The organism is Streptomyces globosus, assembly GCF_003325375.1.
Taxonomy (GTDB): Bacteria; Actinomycetota; Actinomycetes; order Streptomycetales; family Streptomycetaceae; genus Streptomyces; species Streptomyces globosus_A.
Map to the genome: position 1 here is coordinate 1,699,092 of NZ_CP030862.1, position 21,897 is coordinate 1,720,988.

21 protein-coding genes are annotated in these 21,897 nt (G+C 72.1%); 16 read left to right on the forward strand and 5 right to left on the reverse strand.

From position 1 onward, the window contains the following. Nucleotides 1–71 precede the first annotated feature (71 nt). On the forward strand, nt 72–1,244 hold the full coding sequence (locus C0216_RS07890) for a ferrochelatase (protein WP_114054574.1): 1,173 nt from the start codon (nt 72–74) through the stop codon (nt 1,242–1,244). Between the two features lie 41 nt (nt 1,245–1,285). Then, nucleotides 1,286–2,116 carry an inositol monophosphatase family protein gene (locus C0216_RS07895; RefSeq protein WP_246042373.1) on the forward strand — a complete coding sequence of 277 codons (831 nt, stop codon included), beginning with the start codon at nt 1,286–1,288 and terminating at the stop codon, nt 2,114–2,116. Between the two features lie 72 nt (nt 2,117–2,188). Here C0216_RS07895 and C0216_RS33815 read toward each other — a convergent pair whose 3' ends face one another. Next, nucleotides 2,189–2,356 (reverse strand): hypothetical protein, encoded by a 168-nt coding sequence (locus tag C0216_RS33815; RefSeq protein WP_174250360.1) that lies wholly within the window; start codon nt 2,354–2,356, stop codon nt 2,189–2,191. Nucleotides 2,357–2,599: 243 nt separating this feature from the next. Here C0216_RS33815 and C0216_RS07900 point away from each other — a divergent pair, with 243 nt between their 5' ends. The 4 genes from C0216_RS07900 to C0216_RS07915 all read left to right on the forward strand — a co-directional run bounded on the left by C0216_RS07900 (nt 2,600) and on the right by C0216_RS07915 (nt 6,158). Next, entirely contained in the window at nt 2,600–3,253 is a 654-nt protein-coding gene (locus C0216_RS07900; protein ID WP_114054575.1) for a response regulator transcription factor, read from the forward strand. Nucleotides 3,254–3,258: 5 nt separating this feature from the next. Continuing rightward, a complete protein-coding gene (locus tag C0216_RS07905) occupies nt 3,259–4,509 on the forward strand; it encodes a sensor histidine kinase (protein ID WP_114054576.1) in 1,251 nt (416 codons plus the stop codon). A gap of 392 nt (nt 4,510–4,901) precedes the next feature. Then, on the forward strand, nt 4,902–5,198 hold the full coding sequence (locus C0216_RS07910) for a DUF4193 domain-containing protein (protein WP_114054577.1): 297 nt from the start codon (nt 4,902–4,904) through the stop codon (nt 5,196–5,198). Between the two features lie 12 nt (nt 5,199–5,210). Then, nucleotides 5,211–6,158: a hypothetical protein gene (locus C0216_RS07915; RefSeq protein WP_114054578.1), complete on the forward strand. Its 948-nt coding sequence runs from the start codon at nt 5,211–5,213 to the stop codon at nt 6,156–6,158. Between the two features lie 69 nt (nt 6,159–6,227). Here the strand turns inward: C0216_RS07915 and C0216_RS07920 are convergent, their stop codons facing one another. Beyond that, nucleotides 6,228–6,689 (reverse strand): DUF3093 domain-containing protein, encoded by a 462-nt coding sequence (locus C0216_RS07920; protein ID WP_114054579.1) that lies wholly within the window; start codon nt 6,687–6,689, stop codon nt 6,228–6,230. Between the two features lie 58 nt (nt 6,690–6,747). Between C0216_RS07920 and C0216_RS07925 the strand changes: the two genes are divergently transcribed. The 5 genes from C0216_RS07925 to C0216_RS07945 all read left to right on the forward strand — a co-directional run bounded on the left by C0216_RS07925 (nt 6,748) and on the right by C0216_RS07945 (nt 10,079). Beyond that, complete coding sequence (locus tag C0216_RS07925; RefSeq protein ID WP_114054580.1) at nt 6,748–7,332, forward strand: PaaI family thioesterase; 585 nt, start codon at nt 6,748–6,750, stop codon at nt 7,330–7,332. Then, nucleotides 7,332–7,871 (forward strand): dUTP diphosphatase, encoded by a 540-nt coding sequence (dut, locus tag C0216_RS07930; protein ID WP_114054581.1) that lies wholly within the window; start codon nt 7,332–7,334, stop codon nt 7,869–7,871. Before C0216_RS07925 ends, dut begins: the two co-directional genes overlap by 1 nt. A gap of 1 nt (nt 7,872) precedes the next feature. Then, on the forward strand, nt 7,873–8,652 hold the full coding sequence (locus tag C0216_RS07935) for a DUF3710 domain-containing protein (protein ID WP_114054582.1): 780 nt from the start codon (nt 7,873–7,875) through the stop codon (nt 8,650–8,652). A 194-nt stretch (nt 8,653–8,846) separates the two neighbouring features. Next, nucleotides 8,847–9,266, forward strand: coding sequence for an OB-fold nucleic acid binding domain-containing protein (locus C0216_RS07940; protein ID WP_114054583.1), 420 nt, complete (start codon nt 8,847–8,849; stop codon nt 9,264–9,266). Between the two features lie 3 nt (nt 9,267–9,269). Beyond that, nucleotides 9,270–10,079: a DUF3159 domain-containing protein gene (locus C0216_RS07945; RefSeq protein WP_114054584.1), complete on the forward strand. Its 810-nt coding sequence runs from the start codon at nt 9,270–9,272 to the stop codon at nt 10,077–10,079. Nucleotides 10,080–10,182: 103 nt separating this feature from the next. On the opposite strand, the gene C0216_RS07950 is transcribed toward C0216_RS07945, so the two are convergent. Further along, nucleotides 10,183–10,848: a potassium channel family protein gene (locus C0216_RS07950; protein ID WP_114054585.1), complete on the reverse strand. Its 666-nt coding sequence runs from the start codon at nt 10,846–10,848 to the stop codon at nt 10,183–10,185. Further along, complete coding sequence (locus C0216_RS07955) at nt 10,845–11,513, reverse strand: potassium channel family protein (RefSeq protein ID WP_114054586.1); 669 nt, start codon at nt 11,511–11,513, stop codon at nt 10,845–10,847. The genes C0216_RS07950 and C0216_RS07955 overlap by 4 nt, the downstream gene beginning before the upstream one ends. A 199-nt stretch (nt 11,514–11,712) precedes the next feature. Here C0216_RS07955 and C0216_RS07960 point away from each other — a divergent pair, with 199 nt between their 5' ends. The 5 genes from C0216_RS07960 to C0216_RS07980 all read left to right on the forward strand — a co-directional run bounded on the left by C0216_RS07960 (nt 11,713) and on the right by C0216_RS07980 (nt 20,468). After that, nucleotides 11,713–13,764: an APC family permease gene (locus tag C0216_RS07960; RefSeq protein ID WP_114054587.1), complete on the forward strand. Its 2,052-nt coding sequence runs from the start codon at nt 11,713–11,715 to the stop codon at nt 13,762–13,764. 137 nt (nt 13,765–13,901) lie between these two features. Beyond that, the gene (locus tag C0216_RS07965; RefSeq protein ID WP_114054588.1) at nt 13,902–15,233 is read left to right on the forward strand and encodes a class I SAM-dependent RNA methyltransferase; all 1,332 of its coding nucleotides are present in this window, start codon (nt 13,902–13,904) and stop codon (nt 15,231–15,233) included. A gap of 686 nt (nt 15,234–15,919) precedes the next feature. After that, complete coding sequence (locus C0216_RS07970) at nt 15,920–17,719, forward strand: ABC transporter ATP-binding protein (protein WP_114054589.1); 1,800 nt, start codon at nt 15,920–15,922, stop codon at nt 17,717–17,719. Between the two features lie 183 nt (nt 17,720–17,902). Then, complete coding sequence (locus C0216_RS07975; protein WP_114054590.1) at nt 17,903–18,655, forward strand: TerD family protein; 753 nt, start codon at nt 17,903–17,905, stop codon at nt 18,653–18,655. A gap of 88 nt (nt 18,656–18,743) precedes the next feature. Continuing rightward, nucleotides 18,744–20,468 (forward strand): lamin tail domain-containing protein, encoded by a 1,725-nt coding sequence (locus C0216_RS07980; RefSeq protein ID WP_114054591.1) that lies wholly within the window; start codon nt 18,744–18,746, stop codon nt 20,466–20,468. Nucleotides 20,469–20,557: 89 nt separating this feature from the next. Here the strand turns inward: C0216_RS07980 and C0216_RS07985 are convergent, their stop codons facing one another. Further along, nucleotides 20,558–21,844, reverse strand: coding sequence for a DUF418 domain-containing protein (locus tag C0216_RS07985; protein WP_174250361.1), 1,287 nt, complete (start codon nt 21,842–21,844; stop codon nt 20,558–20,560). Nucleotides 21,845–21,897: the final 53 nt, after the last annotated feature.

A 21,897-nucleotide genomic window follows, 5' to 3' on the forward strand; every position in this document is an offset into this window, starting at 1 on the left:
TCCGTGTTCGGCACGGGGGACGCGGCGGGCCCGATTCCCGGCGGGGGCCGCCGGGTGGCAGGATGCGACGCATGTCTGACCAGCTCCGCGCCGCAGCCGCCCCCACGCCGGCCCGAGGGCCTGCAGCGCCCTACGACGCCCTCCTGCTCCTCTCGTTCGGCGGCCCCGAGGGCCCCGACGACGTCGTCCCCTTCCTGGAGAACGTCACCCGCGGGCGCGGCATCCCGCGGGAGCGGCTCAAGGAGGTCGGCAGCCACTACTACGGATTCGGCGGGGTCAGCCCCATCAACGCGCAGAACCGCGAGCTGCTGGAGGCCCTGCGCAAGGACTTCGCCGAGCAGGGCGTGGACGTGCCGGTCTACTGGGGCAACCGGAACTGGGCCCCGTACCTCGACGACGTGATGCGGGAGATGGCCGCCGACGGGCGCCGCCGCATCGCGGTCCTCGCGACCAGCGCGTACGCCTCGTACTCGGGGTGCCGGCAGTACCGCGAGAACCTGGCGGACGCGCTGGCGCTGCTGGAGCGGGAGGGCGCGGCGGAGCTGCCGCGGGTCGACAAGCTGCGGCACTACTTCAACCACCCCGGCTTCCTGCAGCCGATGGCCGAGGGCGTGCTGGCGGCCCTGGAGCAGCTGCCGGAGGAGGTCCGGGCGGGGGCGCACCTCGCCTTCACCACCCACTCGATCCCGACCGCCGCCGCGGACACCTCGGGTCCGGTCCCGGGGCACACCGCGGACGGCGAGGGCGGTGCGTACGTCCGCCAGCACCTGGACGCGGCCGCCGTGATCGCGGACGCGGTGCGCGCCGAGACGGGGCTGGAGCTGCCCTGGCGGCTGGTCTACCAGTCCCGCAGCGGCGCCCCGCACATCCCCTGGCTGGAGCCGGACATCTGCGACCACCTGGAGGAGCTGCACGCCGCCGGGGCGCCGGCCGTGGTGATGGTGCCGATCGGCTTCGTCTCCGACCACATGGAGGTCCTGTACGACCTCGACACGGAGGCCGCGGCCAAGGCGGCGGAGCTGGGCCTGCCTGCGGTGCGCTCGGCGACCGTGGGCGCCGACCCGCGCTTCGCGGCGGCCGTCCGGGAGCTGCTGCTGGAGCGGGCTGCGGTGGAGCGCGGCGAGGCCGTCGAGCGGTGCGCACTGGGCCGGCTCGGGCCGAGCCACGACGTGTGCCCGGTGGGCTGCTGCCCGGCGCGCGGCGCCCGGCCGGCCGCGGCCGGCGCCGACAGCCCGTACGCGTAGGGGCGGGCGGCGGCGCCATGGCATCGGAGGAGGAGCGGGACGTGCGGGAGACGCAGGACGGCTCGGCGGCGGTGCCCGCGGGTCTGGCCGGGGAACTGCTGGACGTGGCGCTGGAGGCCGCCCGGCGGGCCGGCGCGCTGCTGCGGGACGGCCGGCCGGACGACCTGGGGGTGGCGGCGGTCAAGAGCAGCCCCATCGACGTGGTGACGGAGATGGACATCGCGGCGGAGAAGCTGGTCACCGAGATCCTGGAGCGGCGCCGGCCGCAGGACGGCCTGCTCGGCGAGGAGGGCGCCGACCGCCCCGGCACGAGCGGGGTGCGCTGGATCGTGGACCCCCTGGACGGCACCGTGAACTACCTCTACGGCCTGCCGAGCTGGAGCGTCTCGATCGCGGCCGAGTACCGCGGCGAGACCCTGGTCGGCGTCGTGGAGGTGCCGATGCGGTCCGAGACGTTCCGGGCGGTGCGCGGGGGCGGCGCCCGGCTCGGCGGGCAGCGGCTGGCCTGCCGGGCGGCGGCCCCGCTGGACCAGGCCCTGGTGGCCACCGGCTTCGCCTACCTGCAGGAGCGCAAGGAGCAGCAGGCCGAGGTGGTCCGGCGGATCCTCCCGCGGGTGCGGGACGTCCGGCGCGGCGGCTCGGCCGCGATCGACCTGTGCGACGTGGCCGCGGGGCGGCTGGACGCGTACTACGAGCGCGGGCTCAACCCCTGGGACCTCGCCGCGGGCGAGCTCATCGCCCGCGAGGCCGGGGCGCTGACCGGCGGGCGGCCCGGCCGGCCGGCCTCCGGGGAGCTGGCGCTCGCCGCGACGCCCGCGGTGTTCGCCGCGCTCGCGCCGCTGCTGGAGGAGGCCGGGGCCTGGCACGACTGACCGCCGCCCCGGCCCGGATCCGGGCATGAAGGGACCCCGGCGGCACGGCGGCCGCCGGGGTCCGGTGGTGTCTCAGCAGGCGGAGACGGGAACTCCGTGCTCGGCGGCGAGGCGCTGGAGGTCCTCCAGCTCCGCCTGTTCCACGTCGGCGAGGAAGTCGTCGCCCGCTTCACGGGCGTGGCGGAGGTCGGACTGCGTGGTCCTGATGCGCTGCAGGAGACCCGCGGTGAATGCGTCCATGGTGGGTTCGCCCCCTCTTCGTGGTCGCGGCGGCACAGGGATGCCCGCCGTCAGGGAGTGGTCGGGGTGTGCTGACGTCATCCCCTGCACCCTGGGCGCAGAAACCTCGGGAGGCGAGGGAATCCCCACTTCCGCCCCGGATGACCTGCCGAGTGGCGCCTTACAGCCGGTTTACGGCCGAAAGGGGCAGGATGGGCGGCGCAATCACACGTGTGCCCTGGGGGCTCGGAGGAAGGAAACGACGTGCGCGTACTCGTCGTGGAGGACGAGCAGCTGCTCGCCGATGCGGTGGCCACCGGACTGCGCCGCGAGGCCATGGCCGTGGACGTCGTGTACGACGGCGCCGCGGCGCTGGAGCGCGTCGGTGTCAACGACTACGACGTCGTCGTCCTCGACCGGGACCTGCCGCTCGTCCACGGGGACGACGTCTGCCGCAGGATCGTCGAGCTCGGCATGCCCACGCGCGTGCTGATGCTGACGGCCTCGGGGGACGTCAGCGACCGCGTGGAGGGCCTGGAGCTGGGGGCGGACGACTACCTGCCCAAGCCGTTCGCGTTCAGCGAGCTGACCGCCCGCGTGCGGGCGCTGGGCCGGCGCACCACGGTCGCCCTGCCGCCCGTGCTGGAGCGCGCCGGGATCCGGCTCGACCCGAACCGGCGGGAGGTCTTCCGCGAGGGCCGCGAGGTGCAGCTGGCCCCGAAGGAGTTCGCGGTGCTGGAGGTGCTCATGCGCAGTGAGGGCACCGTGGTCTCCGCCGAGCAGCTGCTGGAGAAGGCATGGGACGAGAACACCGACCCCTTCACCAACGTGGTGCGGGTGACGGTCATGACCCTGCGGCGCAAGCTCGGGGAGCCCCCGGTCATCGTGACCGTCCCGGGCTCCGGCTACCGGATCTGACGCGGGTGGCAGCGACCCCGGCGCCACCGACCGCGCCGCCGAGACCGACCTGGGACCCCGGCCAGCCCGAGGGTCCCTTCCCTTGGCTGCGGCCCACGATCCGGATAAGGCTCACCCTGCTGTATGGCGGGATGTTCCTGATCGCCGGCATCCTGCTGCTGTCGATCATCTACCTGCTGGCCGCGCAGGCGCTGCGGGAGGGCAACGCCCTGCCGTTCAAGATCGTCAGCATCAGCGGGCAGAAGGTCGTCGTCTCCAGTCCGACCTGTCCCGGCGTGGGCCCGGAGCAGACGCTCGACCAGTTCCACGCCGCCATCCAGGCCTGCATGCTGGAACAGCGCCGGCACGCCCTGGACGACCTGCTCAGCCGGTCGCTGATGGCGCTGCTGGGCCTGAGCGTCATCGCCTTCGCGTTCGGCTACGCGATGGCCGGCCGCGTGCTCTCGCCGCTCGGGAAGATCACGCGGACGGCGCGCCGCGTCGTCGGCTCCGACCTGACCCGGCGCATCGAGCTGGACGGGCCGGACGACGAGCTCAAGGAGCTCGCCGACACCTTCGACGAGATGCTGGACCGCCTGGAGCGGGCCTTCACCGCCCAGCAGCGGTTCGTCGCCAACGCCTCGCACGAGCTGCGCACCCCCTTGGCGATCAACCGGACGCTGCTGGAGGTGCACCTGTCGGACCCCGGGGCTCCGGTCGAGCTCCAGCAGCTCGGCAAGACCCTGCTCGCGACGAACGAGCGCAGCGAGCAGCTGGTCGAGGGACTGCTGCTGCTGGCCCGCAGCGAGAACCAGATAGTCGAGCGCAAGCCGGTCGACCTGGCGGAGGTCGCGTCGCGCGCCATCGACCAGGCGCGGGCGGAGGCCGCGGCCAAGGGCGTGGAGATCCGGGGCGAGCGCGCCTCGGCCGTCGTCCAGGGCAACGGCGTGCTGCTGGAGCGGATCGCGCTGAACCTGGTGCAGAACGCCGTGCGCTACAACGTGCCGGAGGGCGGCTGGGTGGAGGTCACCACGGAGGCCGTGCCCGGCCACGCGGTGCTCGTCGTGTCGAACACCGGGCCGGTGGTCCCGGCGTACGAGGTGGACAACCTCTTCGAGCCCTTCAGGCGGCTGCGTACCGAGCGAACGGGCAGCGACAAGGGTGTCGGCCTCGGGCTGTCGATCGCGCGCTCCGTGGCGCGCGCACACGGCGGCCGGATCACGGCGGTCCCGAGGGACGGCGGCGGCCTCGTGATGCGTGTCACGCTGCCGCTGTGAGGACCGTATCTTTGTTCGCTACGGGCTGAATGGCTGCCGTGTGAACAAGTTGAACCCTGTGTGATCGATCACATTGTCGAGTGTGAGGCCATGTGCGTTCAGTGACCCGTGGATGCCGTGGAAGGGCCGGAAAGTCCGGGAAGTCCGGGTTTCCGGCCCCCCGGACGGCGGAAAATACACCGGGTGGTGCTTGTGCAAGACGGACCCAGGACCGTGTACGGTCCCGGTCGTCATCCCAGCCGGTCGCTCCTTCAGGCGCGCGGCTTGGGTGTCGATTGAGTAACAGACCTTGATGTGAGGCAAAATCTCCGCCTCAGGTCGGGCACAAGTCCGGCCTCTCGCGCGTTACGTGCGCTGAGACACCGCTAAATCCCAGAGGGGGAGAGCGAAACATGGCAACGGACTACGACACCCCACGCAAGACCGACGACGACGTCGACAACGACAGCATTGAAGAGCTGAAGGCCCGGCGGAACGAGAAGTCGTCCTCCAGCGTCGACATCGACGACTTCGACGCCGTCGAGGGCATGGAGCTGCCCGGCGCGGACCTCTCCAACGAGGAGCTGGCCGTCCGGGTCCTGCCCAAGCAGGCGGACGAGTTCACCTGCATGAGCTGCTTCCTGGTGCACCACCGCAGCCAGCTCGCGCGCGAGAAGAACGGTCAGCCGATCTGCCGCGACTGCGACTGAGAGGCGTCGGCCGTGACCGGCTCGACACCGTTTCGGAATCGCCTCTTCCGGAAGTCCGGTGAACGGGCGGAGACGCAGACGGGAGCCACGGGCCCGGTGACGGGCCCAGCAGCTCCCGGCGCACCCGCCGCCCTCCCGACCGCCGCCCCCGGACCTCCGGCGGAGCCAGGGGCCGGCGCAGGGGCCCCCGAGCGGGCCGCAGCCCGACGGCTGCAAGCCGTCAGGAACGGTGTGCGGAAGGGCGGCGCGAGAGCCAGGGCCGCCGCCCTGTACATCACCGACCGCCTCGTCGAGGTGGCCCCGCGCATCCCGGTGCGGGACCTGGCCGCGCTCCGCGCCCAGTTCCCCGGCCTCGGCCCCGAGGAGATCGCCGACAAGCTGATCGCCGGAGCCGCCAAGGGCACCTCCACCGTGGGAGCCGGCATCGGCGCCGCCGCCATGCTCCCCACCCCGCCCGCGATGCCCGCGGAGCTCGCCGCCGAGATCCTCGGCGTCGCGGCGATCGAGCTGAAGCTCATCGCCGAGCTGCACGAGGTGTACGGCCTGCGCCCGCCCGGAAGCGCCAAGGACCGCAGCACCGCCTACCTCACCGCCTGGACCGAGGAGCGCGGCGTCGACTGGAAGAAGCCGGCGACCGTCAATGCCGCCCTCGGCGGGCAGATGCGGCGCGAGCTGCGCCAGCAGATCACCAAGCGGATGCTCCGCAACCTGCCCAACCTGATCCCCTTCATGGTCGGGGCGGCCGTCGGCGCCCTCCTGAACCGCCGCGACACCCGCAGGCTCGCCGAGAAGGTCCGAGACGACCTCCGCAGCCGCGCCGTGCCCTGGGAGGCCCTGCCCGCCCTCCCGCGCCTGGACAGGCCCGCAGAGCCCCTCCCCGGCGGCCTGGCCGACGTCCTCGGGGAACCCCGTCCCGACAGCGGGCCCGAAGGGGCCGGCGCGCGGGATCCGCGGACCTGACGGACACCGCCGCACAACGCCGGCGGACGTGAAGCGGCCCGGGCCCCGCCCGGGACCCGGCGGCTCCGGTCAGGCCGCGGACCGCGCCGACCGGATCGCCGCCGCCAGGGCCTCGGGAGCGCGCGTGGAGACGTACACGTACGGGGTCGGGTCGGCCGGGTCCACCACCGGGATCCGCAGCGCCGTCGGCACGTAGCTGCGCATCAGCATGAATGCGCGCGAGTCCGCCTTGTACGTGCGCCAGGCGCGCGCCTCCTCCGCATCGAGGACCTCCGGCTCCCCGAGCGCCGCCACCGGGATCCGCGCGTCGCCCGCCGCCAGCGCCCCTCCCACCACGCGCACGCGCGCGGAGCCGTAGCTGCTGACCAGGATCCCCGCCAGCGCCGCCCCGCCGACCAGCCCCGCGAGCAGCGGCAGCAGACCGAGCGGCAGCAGCATCAGCGCGCACGCCAGCCCGATCAGGGCGGCGATGCCCCACCAGGAGCGGGGTGCGGTCAGGCGTTCGTCGTGGTGCGCGGGGGAGAGCTGCATGCCCCCAAGCCTGCCACGGGGCGACCGGCGGGTAGCGGCGCGGGTAAGGTCTGCGCCTGTGAGTGGACGAAACACAGCGCTGACGCCCCCGGAAGACGCCGCCGCGCCGGTCCGGCACCCCGACGCGCCGGCGCCCGGCGAGCTGCTCGGCGCGCACTACGAGCACTGCTTCGGGTGCGGCGGCGGACAGCCGCACGGCCTCCACCTCCAGGCGCGCGCGGGCGACGGTGTGAGCGTCACCGCCGAGTTCACCGTCCGGCCCGCCCACCAGGGCGCGCCCGGCCTCGCGCACGGCGGCGTGCTCGCCACCGCGCTCGACGAGACCCTCGGCTCCCTGAACTGGCTGCTCCGCGTCATCGCCGTGACCGGGCGGCTGGAGACCGACTTCGTGCGGCCCGTGCCCGTCGGCACCGTCCTGCACCTGGAGGCCGAGGTGACGGCCGTGGCCGGCCGCAAGATCTACTGCACGGCCGTCGGACGCACCGGCGGGCCCGACGGCCCCGTCGCCGTACGCGCGGACGCGCTCTTCATAGAGGTGAAGGTCGACCACTTCATCGACAACGGTCGGCCCGAGGAGATCCGGGCGGCGATGGCCGACCCGGACCAGGTCAGGCGCGCACGCGCCTTCGAGGTGAACCCCTGATGGCTCAGCACAACCCCAACCACCCCGTCGACGTGCTGATCAGGCGCGTCGACCCCGAGGTCCCGATCCCCGCGTACGGGCACCCCGGCGACGCCGGCTGCGACCTGGTGACCACGCAGGCCGCCGAGCTCGCGCCCGGCGAGCGCGCCGTCCTGCCCACGGGCGTCTCGATCGCCCTGCCCGACGGGTACGCGGCCTTCGTCCACCCCCGCTCCGGACTCGCCGCCCGCTGCGGCCTCGCGCTCGTGAATGCCCCGGGGACGGTCGATGCCGGGTACCGTGGGGAGATCAAGGTGATCGTGGTCAATCTCGACCCGCGCGAGAGCGTCCGGTTCGAGCGCTTCGACCGCATTGCCCAGCTGGTTGTCCAGCGGGTCGAGAAGGTGCGCTTCCACGAGGTGGCGGAACTTCCCGGCTCGGCCCGGGCCGAGGGGGGTTTCGGCTCCACCGGCGGTCATGCGGCCGTGGCCGGATCCGGCGCTGGTCAGCAGGGTGGGAATGGCTACGCTTCGGTCGTATCCGACCGGGAAGGACAGTGACGTGTTCGGACGTCGCAAGAAGAACGACTCCGCCCAGGACGGCGGCGCGGCCGAGCAGGTCGTGGACGGCGTGGCTGCCGACGAGCAGGAGGGCGGCGAGGAGCTGGAGACCGCCCCCCGCCGGGTGAACCTGCCGCCGGCCCCGCGGCCCGACGGGCCGTGGGACGTCACCGAGGTGCCCGGGTCGCCGGCCGAGGGCCGGGTCGACCTCGGCGGCATCCTCGTACCGGGTGTCGAGGGCATGGAACTGCGCGTCGAGGTAGCCGGCGACGCGATCGTCGCCGCGACGGTCGTCCTCGGCGACAGCGCCGTGCAGCTCCAGGCGTTCGCCGCACCCAAGAAGGAAGGCATCTGGGGCGAGGTCCGCGAGGAGATCGCCGCGGGCATCGTCCAGCAGGGCGGCCTCATCGACGAGGCCGAGGGCCCGCTCGGCTGGGAGCTGCGCGCCCAGGTGCCTGTACCCATGCCCGACGGGCAGACCGGCGCCCAGCTGGTCCGCTTCGTCGGCGTCGACGGCCCGCGCTGGTTCCTGCGCGGCGTCATCTCCGGCCAGGCGGCGGTGCGACCCGAGTCCGCCGGCCTGCTGGAGCAGATCTTCCGGGACACGGTCATCGTCCGCGGCGACGGCCCGATGGCCCCGCGCGACCCGATCGTGCTGAAGCTGCCGAACGACGCCCAGATGGTGCCGGACGGCGTCCAGACCGAGACGCAGGAGGGCTCCCGCTTCTCCGGCGGCATGGGCCAGCTGGAGCGCGGCCCGGAGATCACCGAGGTCCGCTGACACCGGCCGCGGCGGCGCGGGCACCCGCACGGACCGCGCACACCGCGGGCACTGCACGGAAGAGGCCCCGGGCCGCGCCCCTCGCGGGGCGCGGCCCGGGGCCTCGCGCGCTCCCGGCACCTGCCCGCCGGGCCGCCGCTGCGGCGGGCTGCGGGACTTCGAACGGGGCCCGGCACGCCGGTACGCTTCGAGGTATGAGTGCTGAACCGCGTCCCGAGAAGTCCGCCAAGCCGGTCAGGCCGGCGGGCCGGTTCCGCCGGATGATAGAGCGGCTCTCCACCTCCCAGGAGGACCTGCATTCGGCGGAGCTCCAGGAGGACGCAGAGGCCGCGGGGTGCACGCGGATCTGCGACTGCCACGACCGGGAGATAGTCAAGGTCACCGGAACCCTGCGCACCGTCACGCTCCGGCCGCGGGCCGGCGTTCCGGCGCTGGAGGCGGAGCTGTTCGACGGCTCCGCCGCGCTGGACGTGGTCTGGCTCGGCCGTCGCTCGATCGTGGGAATCGAGCCGGGCCGCCGCATGATCGCCTCCGGGCGGATCTCCATGAGCCACGGCCGCAGGGTCCTCTTCAACCCGAAGTACGAACTCCGACCGCTCGGACAGGAGCACTGACCGGTGACGCCACTCGACGAAACCCCGCCCGCGCAGGATCCGCAGTCCGCCGCAGGAGGTCCCGCCGCCCCCGCGGCGGCCGGCGGCCGCCGGCATGCCCGGACCGCCCGGAGCGAGCAGCACGAGGTGACCCAGGCCGCGCTCTTCGACGCCTTCGGGGGCGTGCGGGGCACGGTGGAGACGATGCTCCCCGGCCTGCTCTTCGTGATGATCTACACCGTCAACCGGGACGTCCGGCTGTCCGCGATCGCCGCGGGCGCGGTGGCCGTGGTGCTGGTGGTCGTCCGGCTGCTGCGCAGGGACACCGTCAAGCACGCCTTCAGCGGCGTCTTCGGCGTCGGCGTCGGCATCGCGTTCGCGCTGTTCACCGGCAGCGCCAAGGGCTTCTACCTGCCCGGCATGATCTACGGCGCGGGGCTCGGCCTGGCCTTCACCCTCTCGGCGCTCGTGGGGTTCCCGCTGCTGGGCGTGGTCCTCGGCCCCGTCTTCCGGGAGAACATGTCCTGGCGGACCCGCAACCCCGGCCGCAAGAAGGCCTACACCAAGGCCAGCCTGGCCTGGGGCGTCATCTTCCTCGCCAAGTACGCGATCCTCTTCCCGCTGTACTGGTGGGGCGACGCCACCCAGCTCGGCTGGGTGCTGATCGCGCTGAAGCTGCCGCCGATGCTGCTGGCCGTCTACTTCACGTGGGTGTTCCTCGCCAAGGCGCCGCCGCCGATCGACGTCATCGCCGAGTACGAGGCGGAGGAGGCCGAGCGGAAGGCCGCCAAGGCGAAGGCCGGGACGGCGCGGCCCGGCGAGCCGCAGGACTGAGGGCCGCCGCCTCCCGCCGCGGCCGGGGGGAGCGTACGTACGGGAACGGAGGAGGGGCGGGGCAGCCGGTCACCGGCCGCCCCGCCCCTTCCGCGCACCGGGCTCAGGCGCGCGGGGCCTGCAGCAGGTCCTCCAACTGCTGCTCGCGCGCCTGCGCGGCCACGAACAGCAGCTCGTCGCCCGCCTCCAGCGTCTCCTCGGCGTGCGGGGTGAGCACCCGGTTGCCGCGGATGATCGTCACGAGCGAGGTGTCCTCGGGCCAGGTGATCTCGCCGAACTGGCGGCCGGCCACCGCCGACTCGGGGGGCAGCGTCAGCTCGACCAGGTTGGCGTCGCCGTGGCTGAAGCGCAGCAGCCGCACCAGGTCGCCGACGCTGACGGCCTCCTCGACCAGCGCGGACATCAGGCGCGGCGTGGACACGGCGACGTCGACGCCCCAGGCCTCGTTGAAGAGCCACTCGTTCTTCGGGTTGTTCACGCGCGCCACCACGCGCGGGACCCCGTACTCGGTCTTGGCCAGCAGCGAGACGACCAGGTTCACCTTGTCGTCGCCCGTCGCGGCGATGACGACGTTGCAGCGCTGCAGCGCCGCCTCGTCCAGCGAGGTGATCTCGCAGGCGTCGGCGAGCAGCCACTCGGCCTGCGGGACCCGCTCCACCGAGATCGCGGTCGGCGCCTTGTCGACCAGGAGCACCTCGTGCCCGTTCTCCAGCAGCTCGCCCGCGATGGAACGGCCCACCGCGCCGGCTCCGGCAATCGCGACCCTCATGCGTGTGCCTCCTCGGGGCCCTCGGCGAACGCCGCCTCCACCTTGTCGATCTCGTCCGTGCGCATCATCACGTGGACGAGGTCGCCTTCCTGGAGGACGGTCTGCGAGGTCGGCAGCACGGCCTCGCCGAGACGCGTGAGGAACGCCACGCGCACGCCCGTCTCGTCCTGGAGCCGGCTGACCTTCTGCCCGATCCAGACGGGCGAGGTGTGCACCTCGGCGAGCTGGACCGCGCCGCTCGGGTCGCGCCACAGCGGCTCGGCGCCCGACGGCAGCAGCCGGCGCAGCATCTGGTCGGCCGTCCACCGCACGGTCGCCACGGTCGGGATGCCGAGGCGCTGGTAGACCTCGGCGCGCTTGGGGTCGTAGATGCGGGCCGCGACGTTCTCCACGCCGAACATCTCGCGGGCCACGCGGGCGGCGATGATGTTGGAATTGTCACCACTGCTGACCGCTGCGAACGCCCCGGCGTCCTCGATCCCGGCCTCGCGCAGCGTGTCCTGGTCGAAGCCGACGCCGGTGACGCGGCGGCCGCCGAATCCGGCTCCCAGCCGGCGGAATGCGGTGGGGTCCTGGTCGATGACCGCGACCGTATGCCCCTGCTGTTCCAAGGTCTGCGCGAGGGCGGAGCCCACCCTTCCGCAGCCCATAATGACGATGTGCACGGCCGTCCTTCCGGCTGTTCAGCGCTCGCTGGTTCCCAGCCTCATATGCATCTCTGGCTTAACAGGGTCTCAGACCACCGCCCAAGCTACACACGGGCGGTCGCCCTTGCGGCCTGTTGGAGGGCACGCGGGGCGCATTGCCGTGCAATGCGGGGCGGGGGGTTCGTCAGGCCGATTTCGAACGCTTACGATCCTGTCCGTGTCCAAACTGACCGACGTGCCCAAACGGATCCTGATCGGCCGGGCGCTGCGCAGCGACCGCCTCGGGGAGACGCTGCTCCCGAAGAGGATCGCCCTACCCGTCTTCGCCTCCGACCCGCTCTCCTCCGTGGCGTACGCGCCCGGAGAGGTGCTGCTGGTCCTGTCCATCGCGGGTGTGTCGGCCTACCAGTACAGCCCGTGGATCGCCGCCGCGGTCGTCGTGCTCATGTTCACGGTGGTCGCCTCGTACCGGCAGAACGTGCACGCGTACCCCAGCGGCGGCGGGGACTACGAGGTCGCCAACACCAACCTGGGCCCGAAGGCCGGACTCACCGTCGCGAGCGCCCTGCTCGTCGACTATGTGCTCACCGTGGCCGTCTCGATCTCGTCCGGAGTCGAAAACCTCGGCTCCGCATGGCATTTCGTGATCGAACACAAAGTGTTCAGCGCGATGATCATGATTCTGCTGCTGACGGTGATGAACCTGCGCGGCGTCAAGGAGTCGGGCAAGCTCTTCGCGATTCCCACGTACGTTTTCGTCGCGGGCGTCTTCCTCATGATCGCCTGGGGCGCATGGCGGGGAATCGTCCTCGACGAGTCGATGTACGCCCCCACCGCCGACCTGGAGATCCGGCCCGAGCACCAGGGGATCGCCGGGTTCGCCCTCGTCTTCCTGCTGCTGCGCGCCTTCTCCTCCGGCTGCGCCGCCCTCACCGGCGTCGAGGCGATCAGCAACGGCGTGCCCGCCTTCCGCAAGCCGAAGAGCCGGAACGCCGCCAGCACGCTGCTGCTCATGGGCGCCCTGGCCGTCACCATGTTCTGCGGGATCATCGGCCTCGCCCTGGCCACGGACGTGCGGATGGCCGAGCAGCCCGCCCAGGACCTGCTCCGCGACGGCGTCCCCGTCGGCGACAGCTACGTCCAGGACCCGGTCATCTCCCAGGTAGCCGAGGCCGTCTTCGGCCACGGCAGCATCCTCTTCATGATCCTCGCCGCGGGAACGGCCCTCGTGCTCTTCCTCGCCGCGAACACCGCCTACAACGGCTTCCCGCTGCTCGGCTCGATCCTCGCGCAGGACCGCTACCTGCCGCGCCAGCTCCACACCCGCGGCGACCGCCTCGCCTTCTCCAACGGCATCGTGCTCCTCGCCGGCGCCGCCATGCTGCTGGTGTGGCTGTACGACGCCGACTCCACCAAGCTGATCCAGCTCTACATCGTCGGCGTGTTCGTCTCCTTCACCCTCAGCCAGATCGGCATGGTCCGGCACTGGAACCGGCACCTGGCTGCCGAGCGCGACCCCGCCGCCCGCCGCCGGATGATCCGCTCCCGCGCCATCAACGCCTTCGGCGCCACCTTCACCGGGCTCGTGCTCGTCGTCGTCCTCGCGACGAAGTTCACCCACGGCGCCTGGGTCGCCCTGCTCGGCATGGTGATCTTCTACGGGACGATGACCGCCATCCGGAAGCACTACGACCGGGTGTCCCGGGAGATCGCCGCCGCCGAGGGGCCCAGCGACGACAGCGTGCGCCCGTCCCGGGTCCACTCCATCGTCCTCGTCTCCAAGGTCCACAAGCCGACGCTGCGCGCCCTCGCCTTCGCCAAGCTGACCCGCTCCGACACCCTCGAAGCACTCAGCATCAACGTCGACCCGGCCGAGACCAAGGCCCTGCGGGAGGAGTGGGAGCGGCGCGGGATCAACGTCCCGCTGAAGATCCTGGACTCCCCGTACCGCGAGATCACCCGCCCCGTCATCGAGTACGTCAAGGGCCTGCGCACCGAGAACCCGCGCGACGCGGTCAGCGTGTACATCCCCGAGTACGTCGTGGGCCGCTGGTACGAGCACGTGCTGCACAACCAGAGCGCGCTGCGGCTGAAGGGCCGGCTGCTGTTCACGCCCGGCGTGATGGTGACGTCCGTCCCCTACCAGCTGGAGTCGTCCGAGCTGGCGAAGCGGCGGGCCCGGAAGCGGGCCGACTGGAACGCCCCGGGCGCGGTGCGCCGCGGCCTCGTGGACACGCCGCGGAAGGCGGGCGACCGCACGGGGAAGTAGCCGGGCCGCGGAAGGCGGTGGCGTACGGCCGGACGGGATCCACGTAGACTGGTGGGTCGGCCGTCCGGCCGTACGCGCGACCGGTCACCCCGCACCGGCGAACCGCCCCCTTCCACGACCTTGGAGCACCCCCGGCCATGACCGAGCAGAACGAGAAGCAGTCACTGGTCGGGGAGGAGTACGAGGTCGAGGTCGGCCCCGTCGCGCACGGCGGCCACTGCATCGCCCGGACCGCCGACGGCCGCGTCCTCTTCGTCCGCCACACCCTGCCCGGCGAGAAGGTCGTCGCCAAGGTCACCGAGGGCGACACCGACTCCCGCTTCCTGCGCGCCGACGCGGTCACCGTCCTGACGGCATCCAAGGACCGCGTCGAGGCCCCGTGCCCGTACGCAGGCCCCGGCCGGTGCGGCGGCTGCGACTGGCAGCACGCGAAGCCGGGTGCGCAGCGCCGCCTCAAGGGCGAGGTCGTCGCCGAGCAGCTGCGCCGGCTGGCCGGGCTCACACCCGAGGAGGCCGGCTGGGACGGCACCGTCGCCCCCGCCGAGGGCGACAAGGTCCCCGCAGGCCAGGTCCCGCAGTGGCGCACCCGCGTCCAGTACGCCATCGACGCCGAGGGCCGCGCCGGCCTGCGCAGGCACCGCTCGCACGACATCGAGCCCGTCGACCACTGCATGATCGCGGCGCCGGGCGTCTCCGAGCTCGGCATCGAGAAGCGCGAATGGCCGCAGATGGCGACGGTCGAGGCGATCGCCGCGACCGGCTCGCACGACCGCCAGGTCGTCCTCACCCCGCGCCCCGGCGGACGGCTGCCCCTGGTCGAGCTCGACAAGCCGGTCTCCGTCCTCCGCGTGGAGGAGAAGGACGGCGCGACGCACCGCGTCCACGGCCGCCCCTTCGTTCGCGAGCGCGCCGACGGCCGCACCTACCGCGTCGGCATGGGCGGCTTCTGGCAGGTCCACCCGCAGGCCGCCGACACCCTGATCCGCGCCGTCATGCAGGGCCTGATGCCGCGCAAGGGCGAGATGGCCCTCGACCTGTACTGCGGCGTCGGCATCTTCGCCGGAGCCCTGGCCGAGCGCCTGGGCGAGACGGGCGCGGTCCTCGGCATCGAGTCGGGCAAGCGCGCGGTGGAGGACGCCCGGCACAACCTGGCGGACTTCCCCCGCGTCCGCATCGAACAGGGCAAGGTCGAAACGGTCCTCCCGCGCACCGGCATCACGGAGTGCGACCTGGTCGTCCTGGACCCGCCGCGCGCCGGGGCGGGCAGGCAGACGGTCCGCCACGTGGCCTCCCTGTCGGCCCGCCGCATCGCGTACGTGGCCTGCGACCCGGCGGCCCTGGCCCGCGACCTGTCGTACTTCGCGGAAGCCGGCTACAAGCCCCGCACACTCCGCGTCTTCGACCTCTTCCCGATGACCCATCATGTGGAGTGCGTGGCGATCCTTGAGCCTGTCGATAAGGGCCGCTGACCTGCGGGTTTGTTGACTGTGCATTATGGGTGCCACGCCCGTTACGGGCGATATCTTGACGCATATTCGACGCACGTGACGCACGTTTGACGCACGGGCGGCACGGTTTCTGATGGGTCGTCATGCGTGCTTGGCTACCGCCGGTTGGAGCCTCGGCTGTGTGGTCGGAGGCACCTTGAGGTGGCTCAGGTACTGGGTGCCGAGCTGTTGACCGCCCTCGCCTCATTCGCTTGTCGGTAGTGACGTTCCGTGAGGCTAGGCGAGGTCCGTGGACCGTACGCACGTCTGGCGTCCGACAGGGCGTGCTGCCTGCACGGGAATGCCGCCCTCCTTACGAGTGCGACAGCTGGTCGGAGGGCGGCATTCCGTCGGAGCGGACGGCACTGTCTACGGTGCATGGGCGCAGCAGTCCTGGCGCACCCTCCTGGGCGGGCGCCAGTCGCGCGGCCACATGCTGGGACGCTGAGCTGCCGGCCTGGACGGACGACCGAGTCAGCGCTGTGTTCCTCTGGTCACGCTGTGGGCTGACTGTTCCAGTCACTTGGCGGGGGTCCGCCCGTCGATTGCCGGATAGCCGACGGAGCGCCCGAGGCCCCAGGCTGTGGGCATGACCCGTCGTACTCAGCGGGCCGACGCCGTCCCACCGCTGACCGTGTGCGGGGCAGACCACAGAGGAAAGGAATCTTGTGAACACCGCATCCGCCCCGGAGGAGACGGGTGCCGAGTCCCTGCGCGTCCACGAGACGCTCAAGGCGCTGTACGGATATGTCCGCCCGCACCGCTGGACTGTCGTGCTCGGTCTGCTGCTGGCGCTGGTGGGCGCCGCCGGAGGGCTGCTCCAGCCGCTGGCCACGAAGGCGCTCGTCGACCGGCTCTCGTCCGGTGGCACACTCGCCACCATCCTGCTGGCGCTGACCGCACTGGTACTGCTGAGCACGGTGGCCGAGGCGTTCGGCGCCTACGTCCTGGAGCGGACGGCCGAGTCGGTCGTGCTGGCCGCTCGCCGCAGCCTGATCGGCCGGATGCTGCGGCTGCGGCTCTCGGCCGTGGACAGGATGCAGCCGGGCGATCTGATGTCGCGAGTCACCTCCGACACCACGCTGCTGCGGGCCGTCAGCACCCAGGCGGTGGTCAACGCCGCGACCGGGGCGCTCACGCTGATCGCGGCGGTCGTCGTCATGGCCTTCCTGGATGCTCTGCTGCTGGGTGTCACGCTCGGTGTGGTCGTGGTCGTCGGGGCGGGCGCCGCCCTGGTGATGCCGAGGATCGGGCAGGCCGCCGAGCGCTCCCAGGCCGCGGTCGGGGAGATGTCCACCGGCCTGGAGCGGGTCTTCGGTGCGTTCCGCACCGTGAAGGCGTCCGGCGCCGAACAGCGGGAGACCGCTCGCATCGAGGCGTCGGCCCGGCGGGCCTGGCGCCACGGCGTGCGCGGCGCGAAGTGGGAGGCCTTGCTGGGAACGGCGGACAACCTCGCCGTCGAGCTGGCGTTCCTCGCGGTCCTCGCGGTCGGCGGGGCGCGGGTGGCGTCCGGGGACATCCCCGTCTCCACGCTCATCGCCTTCCTGCTGTACCTCTTCTACCTGATGGAGCCGGTGTACAAGCTGGTCGAGGCCGCCTCCGCGTACCAGGAGGGCGCGGCCGCGATCTCCCGGATCCAGGAGGTGGACCGCCTCGCGGCGGAGCCGCCGGCCGCGGACCGGCCGGTGCGGGCCGGGGCGGCGGCCGTACGGCGGCCGGCGGCGGTCCGCTTCGAGAACGTGTCCTTCCGGTACGGGCCCGGGCTGCCGTACATCCACCGGCGGGTGGACTTCGAGGTGCCGGGCGCCGGGATGACCGCCTTCGTCGGGCCCTCGGGCGCGGGCAAGTCGACGGTCTTCTCGCTCATCGAGCGGTTCTACGAGACGACCGGCGGGCGCATCCTGGTCGACGGCACGGACATCCGGCAGTGGCCGCTGTCCGAACTGCGGTCCGTCATCGGGTACGTCGAGCAGGACGCGCCGGTCCTCGCCGGCACGCTGCGGGAGAACCTCGTCTTCAGCGCGCCCGGAGCGACGGATGACGACATCCGCGCCGTCCTCGTCCGGACGAGGCTCGACACGCTCGTCGAGCGTCTCCCGCACGGCCTGAACACCCTGGTCGGGCACCGCGGCTCGAAGCTGTCCGGCGGCGAGCGCCAGCGCGTGGCGATCGCCCGCGCGCTGCTGCGCAGGCCCCGGCTGCTGCTCCTGGACGAGGCGACCTCGCAGCTCGACGCGGTCAACGAGCTGGCGATGCGGGACGTCATCGCAGAGACGGCACGCGATACCACCGTCCTGGTGGTGGCGCACCGCCTGTCCACGGTGACGGACGCGGACCGCATCGTCGTCATGGACGCCGGCAAGGTCCGCGCGATCGGCACCCATCAGGAACTGGCGGTCGAGGACGAGCTGTACGCACAACTGGCGGCGACCCAGCTCCTGGTCCCGGCCGAGCACCCCGCCGTGTGAGTGGAGTGCTCAGCCGGTCTGCCCCCGCCGAACGGCGGGGGCAGACCGGCTGAGTGGCTGAGTGGCGGCGGACAGTCGTCGGGTACCGGCGCACCGGACAGCGCGTGAGGCTGAGGGCAGCGCCGCGCGTCACCGGGCGGTTCGCTGCTGCGTGCTCTGTCCGCCACCTCTCTTGGAGGCCCCATGCCCGTCCTCATGGCCAAGGGCCGGCAGGTTCCCCTGCGCACGGCGGACGGCCGCCCGCTCCATCTGATGCGGATGGCCATCGGCCGGCGGTCCGCTCCGCGCTCTGGTTCGCTCTGCCCAGGTCGGCGCGGCCGCTTCGGCGCCTTCGGCCTGCTGTACGGCCAAGGCCGTTTTCCTGACGCGGTGTTCGCCGATAGTCCCGCCCACCCGGACGGCTCCATCGAGCACTTCGCCGGCCCGGTGGTGGAGAACGTCGCGGGCGAGGAGGGCAAGGAGTCGTTCGTCGCCCGTCTGCCCCGGCTGCCTCCGCACGCGGACCGCCTTGAGTTCGGCGTCAGTTCCTTCGACGGCAGCACCTTCGAGGCCGTGCAGAGCGCGCACTGCCGGATTGTCGACGACGGCCTGGGCCACAAGCTGGCCCGGTACGCGTTTCCCGCCCACGGCCTCCACGCGGCGCTGATCATGGCGGCGGTGACCCGCGCTGGTGGCGCCGGGACCATGAAGGCCCTCGGTGCGCCGGTGGCGTGTACCACCTTCGCCTTGCCTCCTCCGGGCCGCCGAGGCGTGACCCGGTCGGCCCACGAAAGCAGGACGCTGCCGAGCACGCCGGCCCCGGCGCCGCCGCCCAACAGGTTTTTTTGGTGCGGGATATGGTGCCGGACCCGGCGCCCGTGCACGCTGTGCAACGCGCGTAGAACTGCCATACGGAGGACACCCTCCGGTCCCCCGCGCGCAATCCAGCCCGCATAGAACTGCCCTGCCGCCACGGTGTGTTCCTCACGGAACCCCGGTGCGGTATTCCGCGAACCGTCCGCAACCGCTCGCGAAAGGCACCCCCATGTCACCTCGTCGCATACCTGCCAGACGCCCCCGCCGTACCGCCGCGCTCGGCGCCGCCTGCCTGGCCGCCGCCCTGACGCTGGCCACGCTCGTCACCGCCCCCACGGCGAACGCCGCCGCCTCGGTTCCGTCGCAGGGATCGGCGACGCAGCTCGACGTCGGCAACTGGAACGTCGAGTGGTTCGGCGCGCCGAACTATGGCCCGACCGACGAAGCGCTTCAGCAGCAGAACGTGCACGACGTCATGGCGGGCACCGACATGGACGTGTGGGGCCTCTCCGAGGTCGTCAGCACCTCGGCCTTCAACACCCTCGTGGCGGGCATGCCCGGGTACACCGGGGTCGTGGCCAACGACCCGATCGTGACGAACGGGGCCCAGTACTACTCGGACTTCGGCAACACCGAGCAGAAGGTCGCCCTCGTCTGGCGCTCCGGCATGGCCACCCTGGTGAGCGCGAAGGTCATCCTGACCGACCAGAACAGCAACTTCGCCGGCCGTCCGCCGGTGGAGTTCACGCTGCGCGGCACTTTCGACGGTGTCACCCGTGACCTCGTCTTCATCGTCCTGCACGCGAAGGCCGGTTCCACCCAGGACGCGTGGAACCTGCGCAATCCCGCGTCGCAGGCCCTGAAGTCGTACCTCGACACGACCTACCCCACGCAGAACGTCTTCGTCCTCGGTGACTGGAACGACGACGTCGACACCTCCATCACGTCCGGGCAGGCCTCCCCGTACGCCAACTTCGTGAACGACGCGGCACGCTACACCTTCCCGACGCGGGCCCTCTCGCTGGCGGGCGTACCGTCGACGACGGGCTACCCGGACTTCATCGACCACCAGCTCAACACCAACGAGGTGCAGGCCAAGTACGTCGCGGGCTCGGCGAAGGCCTTCCAGCCCCAGGCCTACGTCCCGAACTACGCGACGACGACGAGCGACCACTACCCGGTGCTGGCCCGCTACGACTTCACCCTCGGCGGTGGCGGTGGTACGAACCAGCCGCCCACGGCCTCGTACACATCTTCCTGCACCGCTCTCACCTGTACGTTGACCGACGGCAGCACCGACTCCGACGGCACCGTCGTGAGCCGCAGCTGGAGCTTCGGCAACGGTCAAGCCTCGACGGCGACGAACCCGACCGTGACCTACGCGTCGGCCGGAACGTACACGGTCTCGCTGACGGTGACGGACAACGGCGGAGCCACCCACACCACGACCCAGAACCTCACCGTCACCACCGACAGTGGCGGCGGACCCGCGAACGTCATCATCAACGAGGTACTGGCCAACGAACCGGGCAGCAGCACCGCCGGCGAGGCCATCGAAATCGTGAACACCGGTGGCACGGCCATCGACATCGGCGGCTGGACCCTCCGGGACGGGACGGCAGTGCGCCACACGTTCGCGGCCGGTACGACGCTGCAGCCCGGCAAGGCGATCACTGTGTTCGGCGCGGGCTCGGCGATCCCCGGTGGCATCGTCGCGGTGGCGGCCGGCACCGGCGGCCTCAGCCTGTCCAACAGCGGTGACCAGGTCATCCTGCGGGATTCGACCGGAACGACGGTCCAGTCGATGACCTACACCTCAAGCCAGGCCAACTCCGACGGCGTTTCCGTCAACCGAAACCCCGACGGCTCGGCGACCGGCGGCTGGGCCAAGCACCACACCATCAGCTCGCTGACCAGCTCGCCCGGCCGGCACGCCGACGGAACGGCCTACTGAGCCCCGGTCCATCGGCTCGACTGCGACAGACGGCCGAGGGCCGTCGGAGCCGGGGCGGGCCGTCAAGGACCGCCCGCCCCGGCCCGGCGTCATCGCACGTACTTCGCCGGCTTGGTCGCGGCGTTGAGCAACGCCTCCAGCGGCCCGCGGCGGAAGAACCGGGACCAGACCGCGGCGAACACGATCGCGCACAGGATGTACGTGAGCACGGGCACCCACGACGTCGTCGTGCCGGAGCCGGAGGCGGGCCACGCGGACTGTGCGAGGAAGTGACCGACGTACGCCGTCAGGGACATGGTGCCCACGGCGATGACCGGCCTCGCCAGACGGCGCAGGCGTGCCACGCGGTCCATCAGCACCGTCGCGCCCACGATCACGAGAATCGCGACGCCCACGCTGCCGATGATGTCGAACGTGGTGCCGGTGTGCGGGCCGGCACCCAGGAGGTCCGAGGCGGACGATATGAGCTGCTCACTGGAGCCACTGCCGCCGGACCCCGGTCCGGATCCGCTGAAGCCGGACCCGGAGCTGCCGGACCAGGACCCGGAGCCGGTGGACGATCCACCGGTTGCCGTGAACACCGCGTCCTTGCCCGCCAGCAGCAGCGACAGGCCGTACGCGGCCACGGTGAGGGCGGCGCCAAGGGCGGCCAGGCGCCGCTGGACGGAGGCGGCCGACAGGTCGAGGCGGGCCAGCGCCATGCCGGCGATCACGAACGGCATCCACGTGATCGTCGGATAGAGGCCCGTGAGGAGCAGATCGATCACTCCCACGCCGTTGAGCTTCTCGAGCGGGTCGTAGGCGTTGATGCTCTGCTGGACCGATTCGTTCAGCCACGCGCGCAGGACGAACGCCAGCTGGGGTGTGACGAGCGCGAGCCCGGCCGCGATGGTGGCCAGTGCCTTGGCGGACAGCCGCAGCAGGGGCAGGGCGAGGAGGAAGTACACGCCGTAGAAGCCGAGGATGACGACGTCCCCGTATTCGATCGCCAGCACGCTGCCCAGGGCCAGCAGGATCACGGCGCGTTTCGCGATCCGGGCCTTCGCCTGCCGGCCCGCCAGGCCGGTCTTCGGCTCACGGCGGCCGGCGATCAGCATCAGCGAGAACCCGGCGAGGGTGGCGAACAGGACCGACGAGTGCCCGTCGGCCAGGTACCGGACCCAGGTGCCGAACCCGGTCGTGGCCTCAAGCGGCGGGCCGATGTGCACGACGTACATGCCGAACACCGCGAGCGCGCGGGCCAGGTCCACGCCGACGAGACGACCCATCGAGGGGCCGCCCGAGGGCTTCCCGGCGGACTCGGACGAGGTACGGAGTCCTGGAGGCGAAGTCTCCTGCGGAGCTGACGTCGCCTGCGACGGCTGTATCTGTGTCATATGAGGAATCTCCCGGTCCGGTAGGGAAGCGGACTATCCGGCAGGCTTCGGTG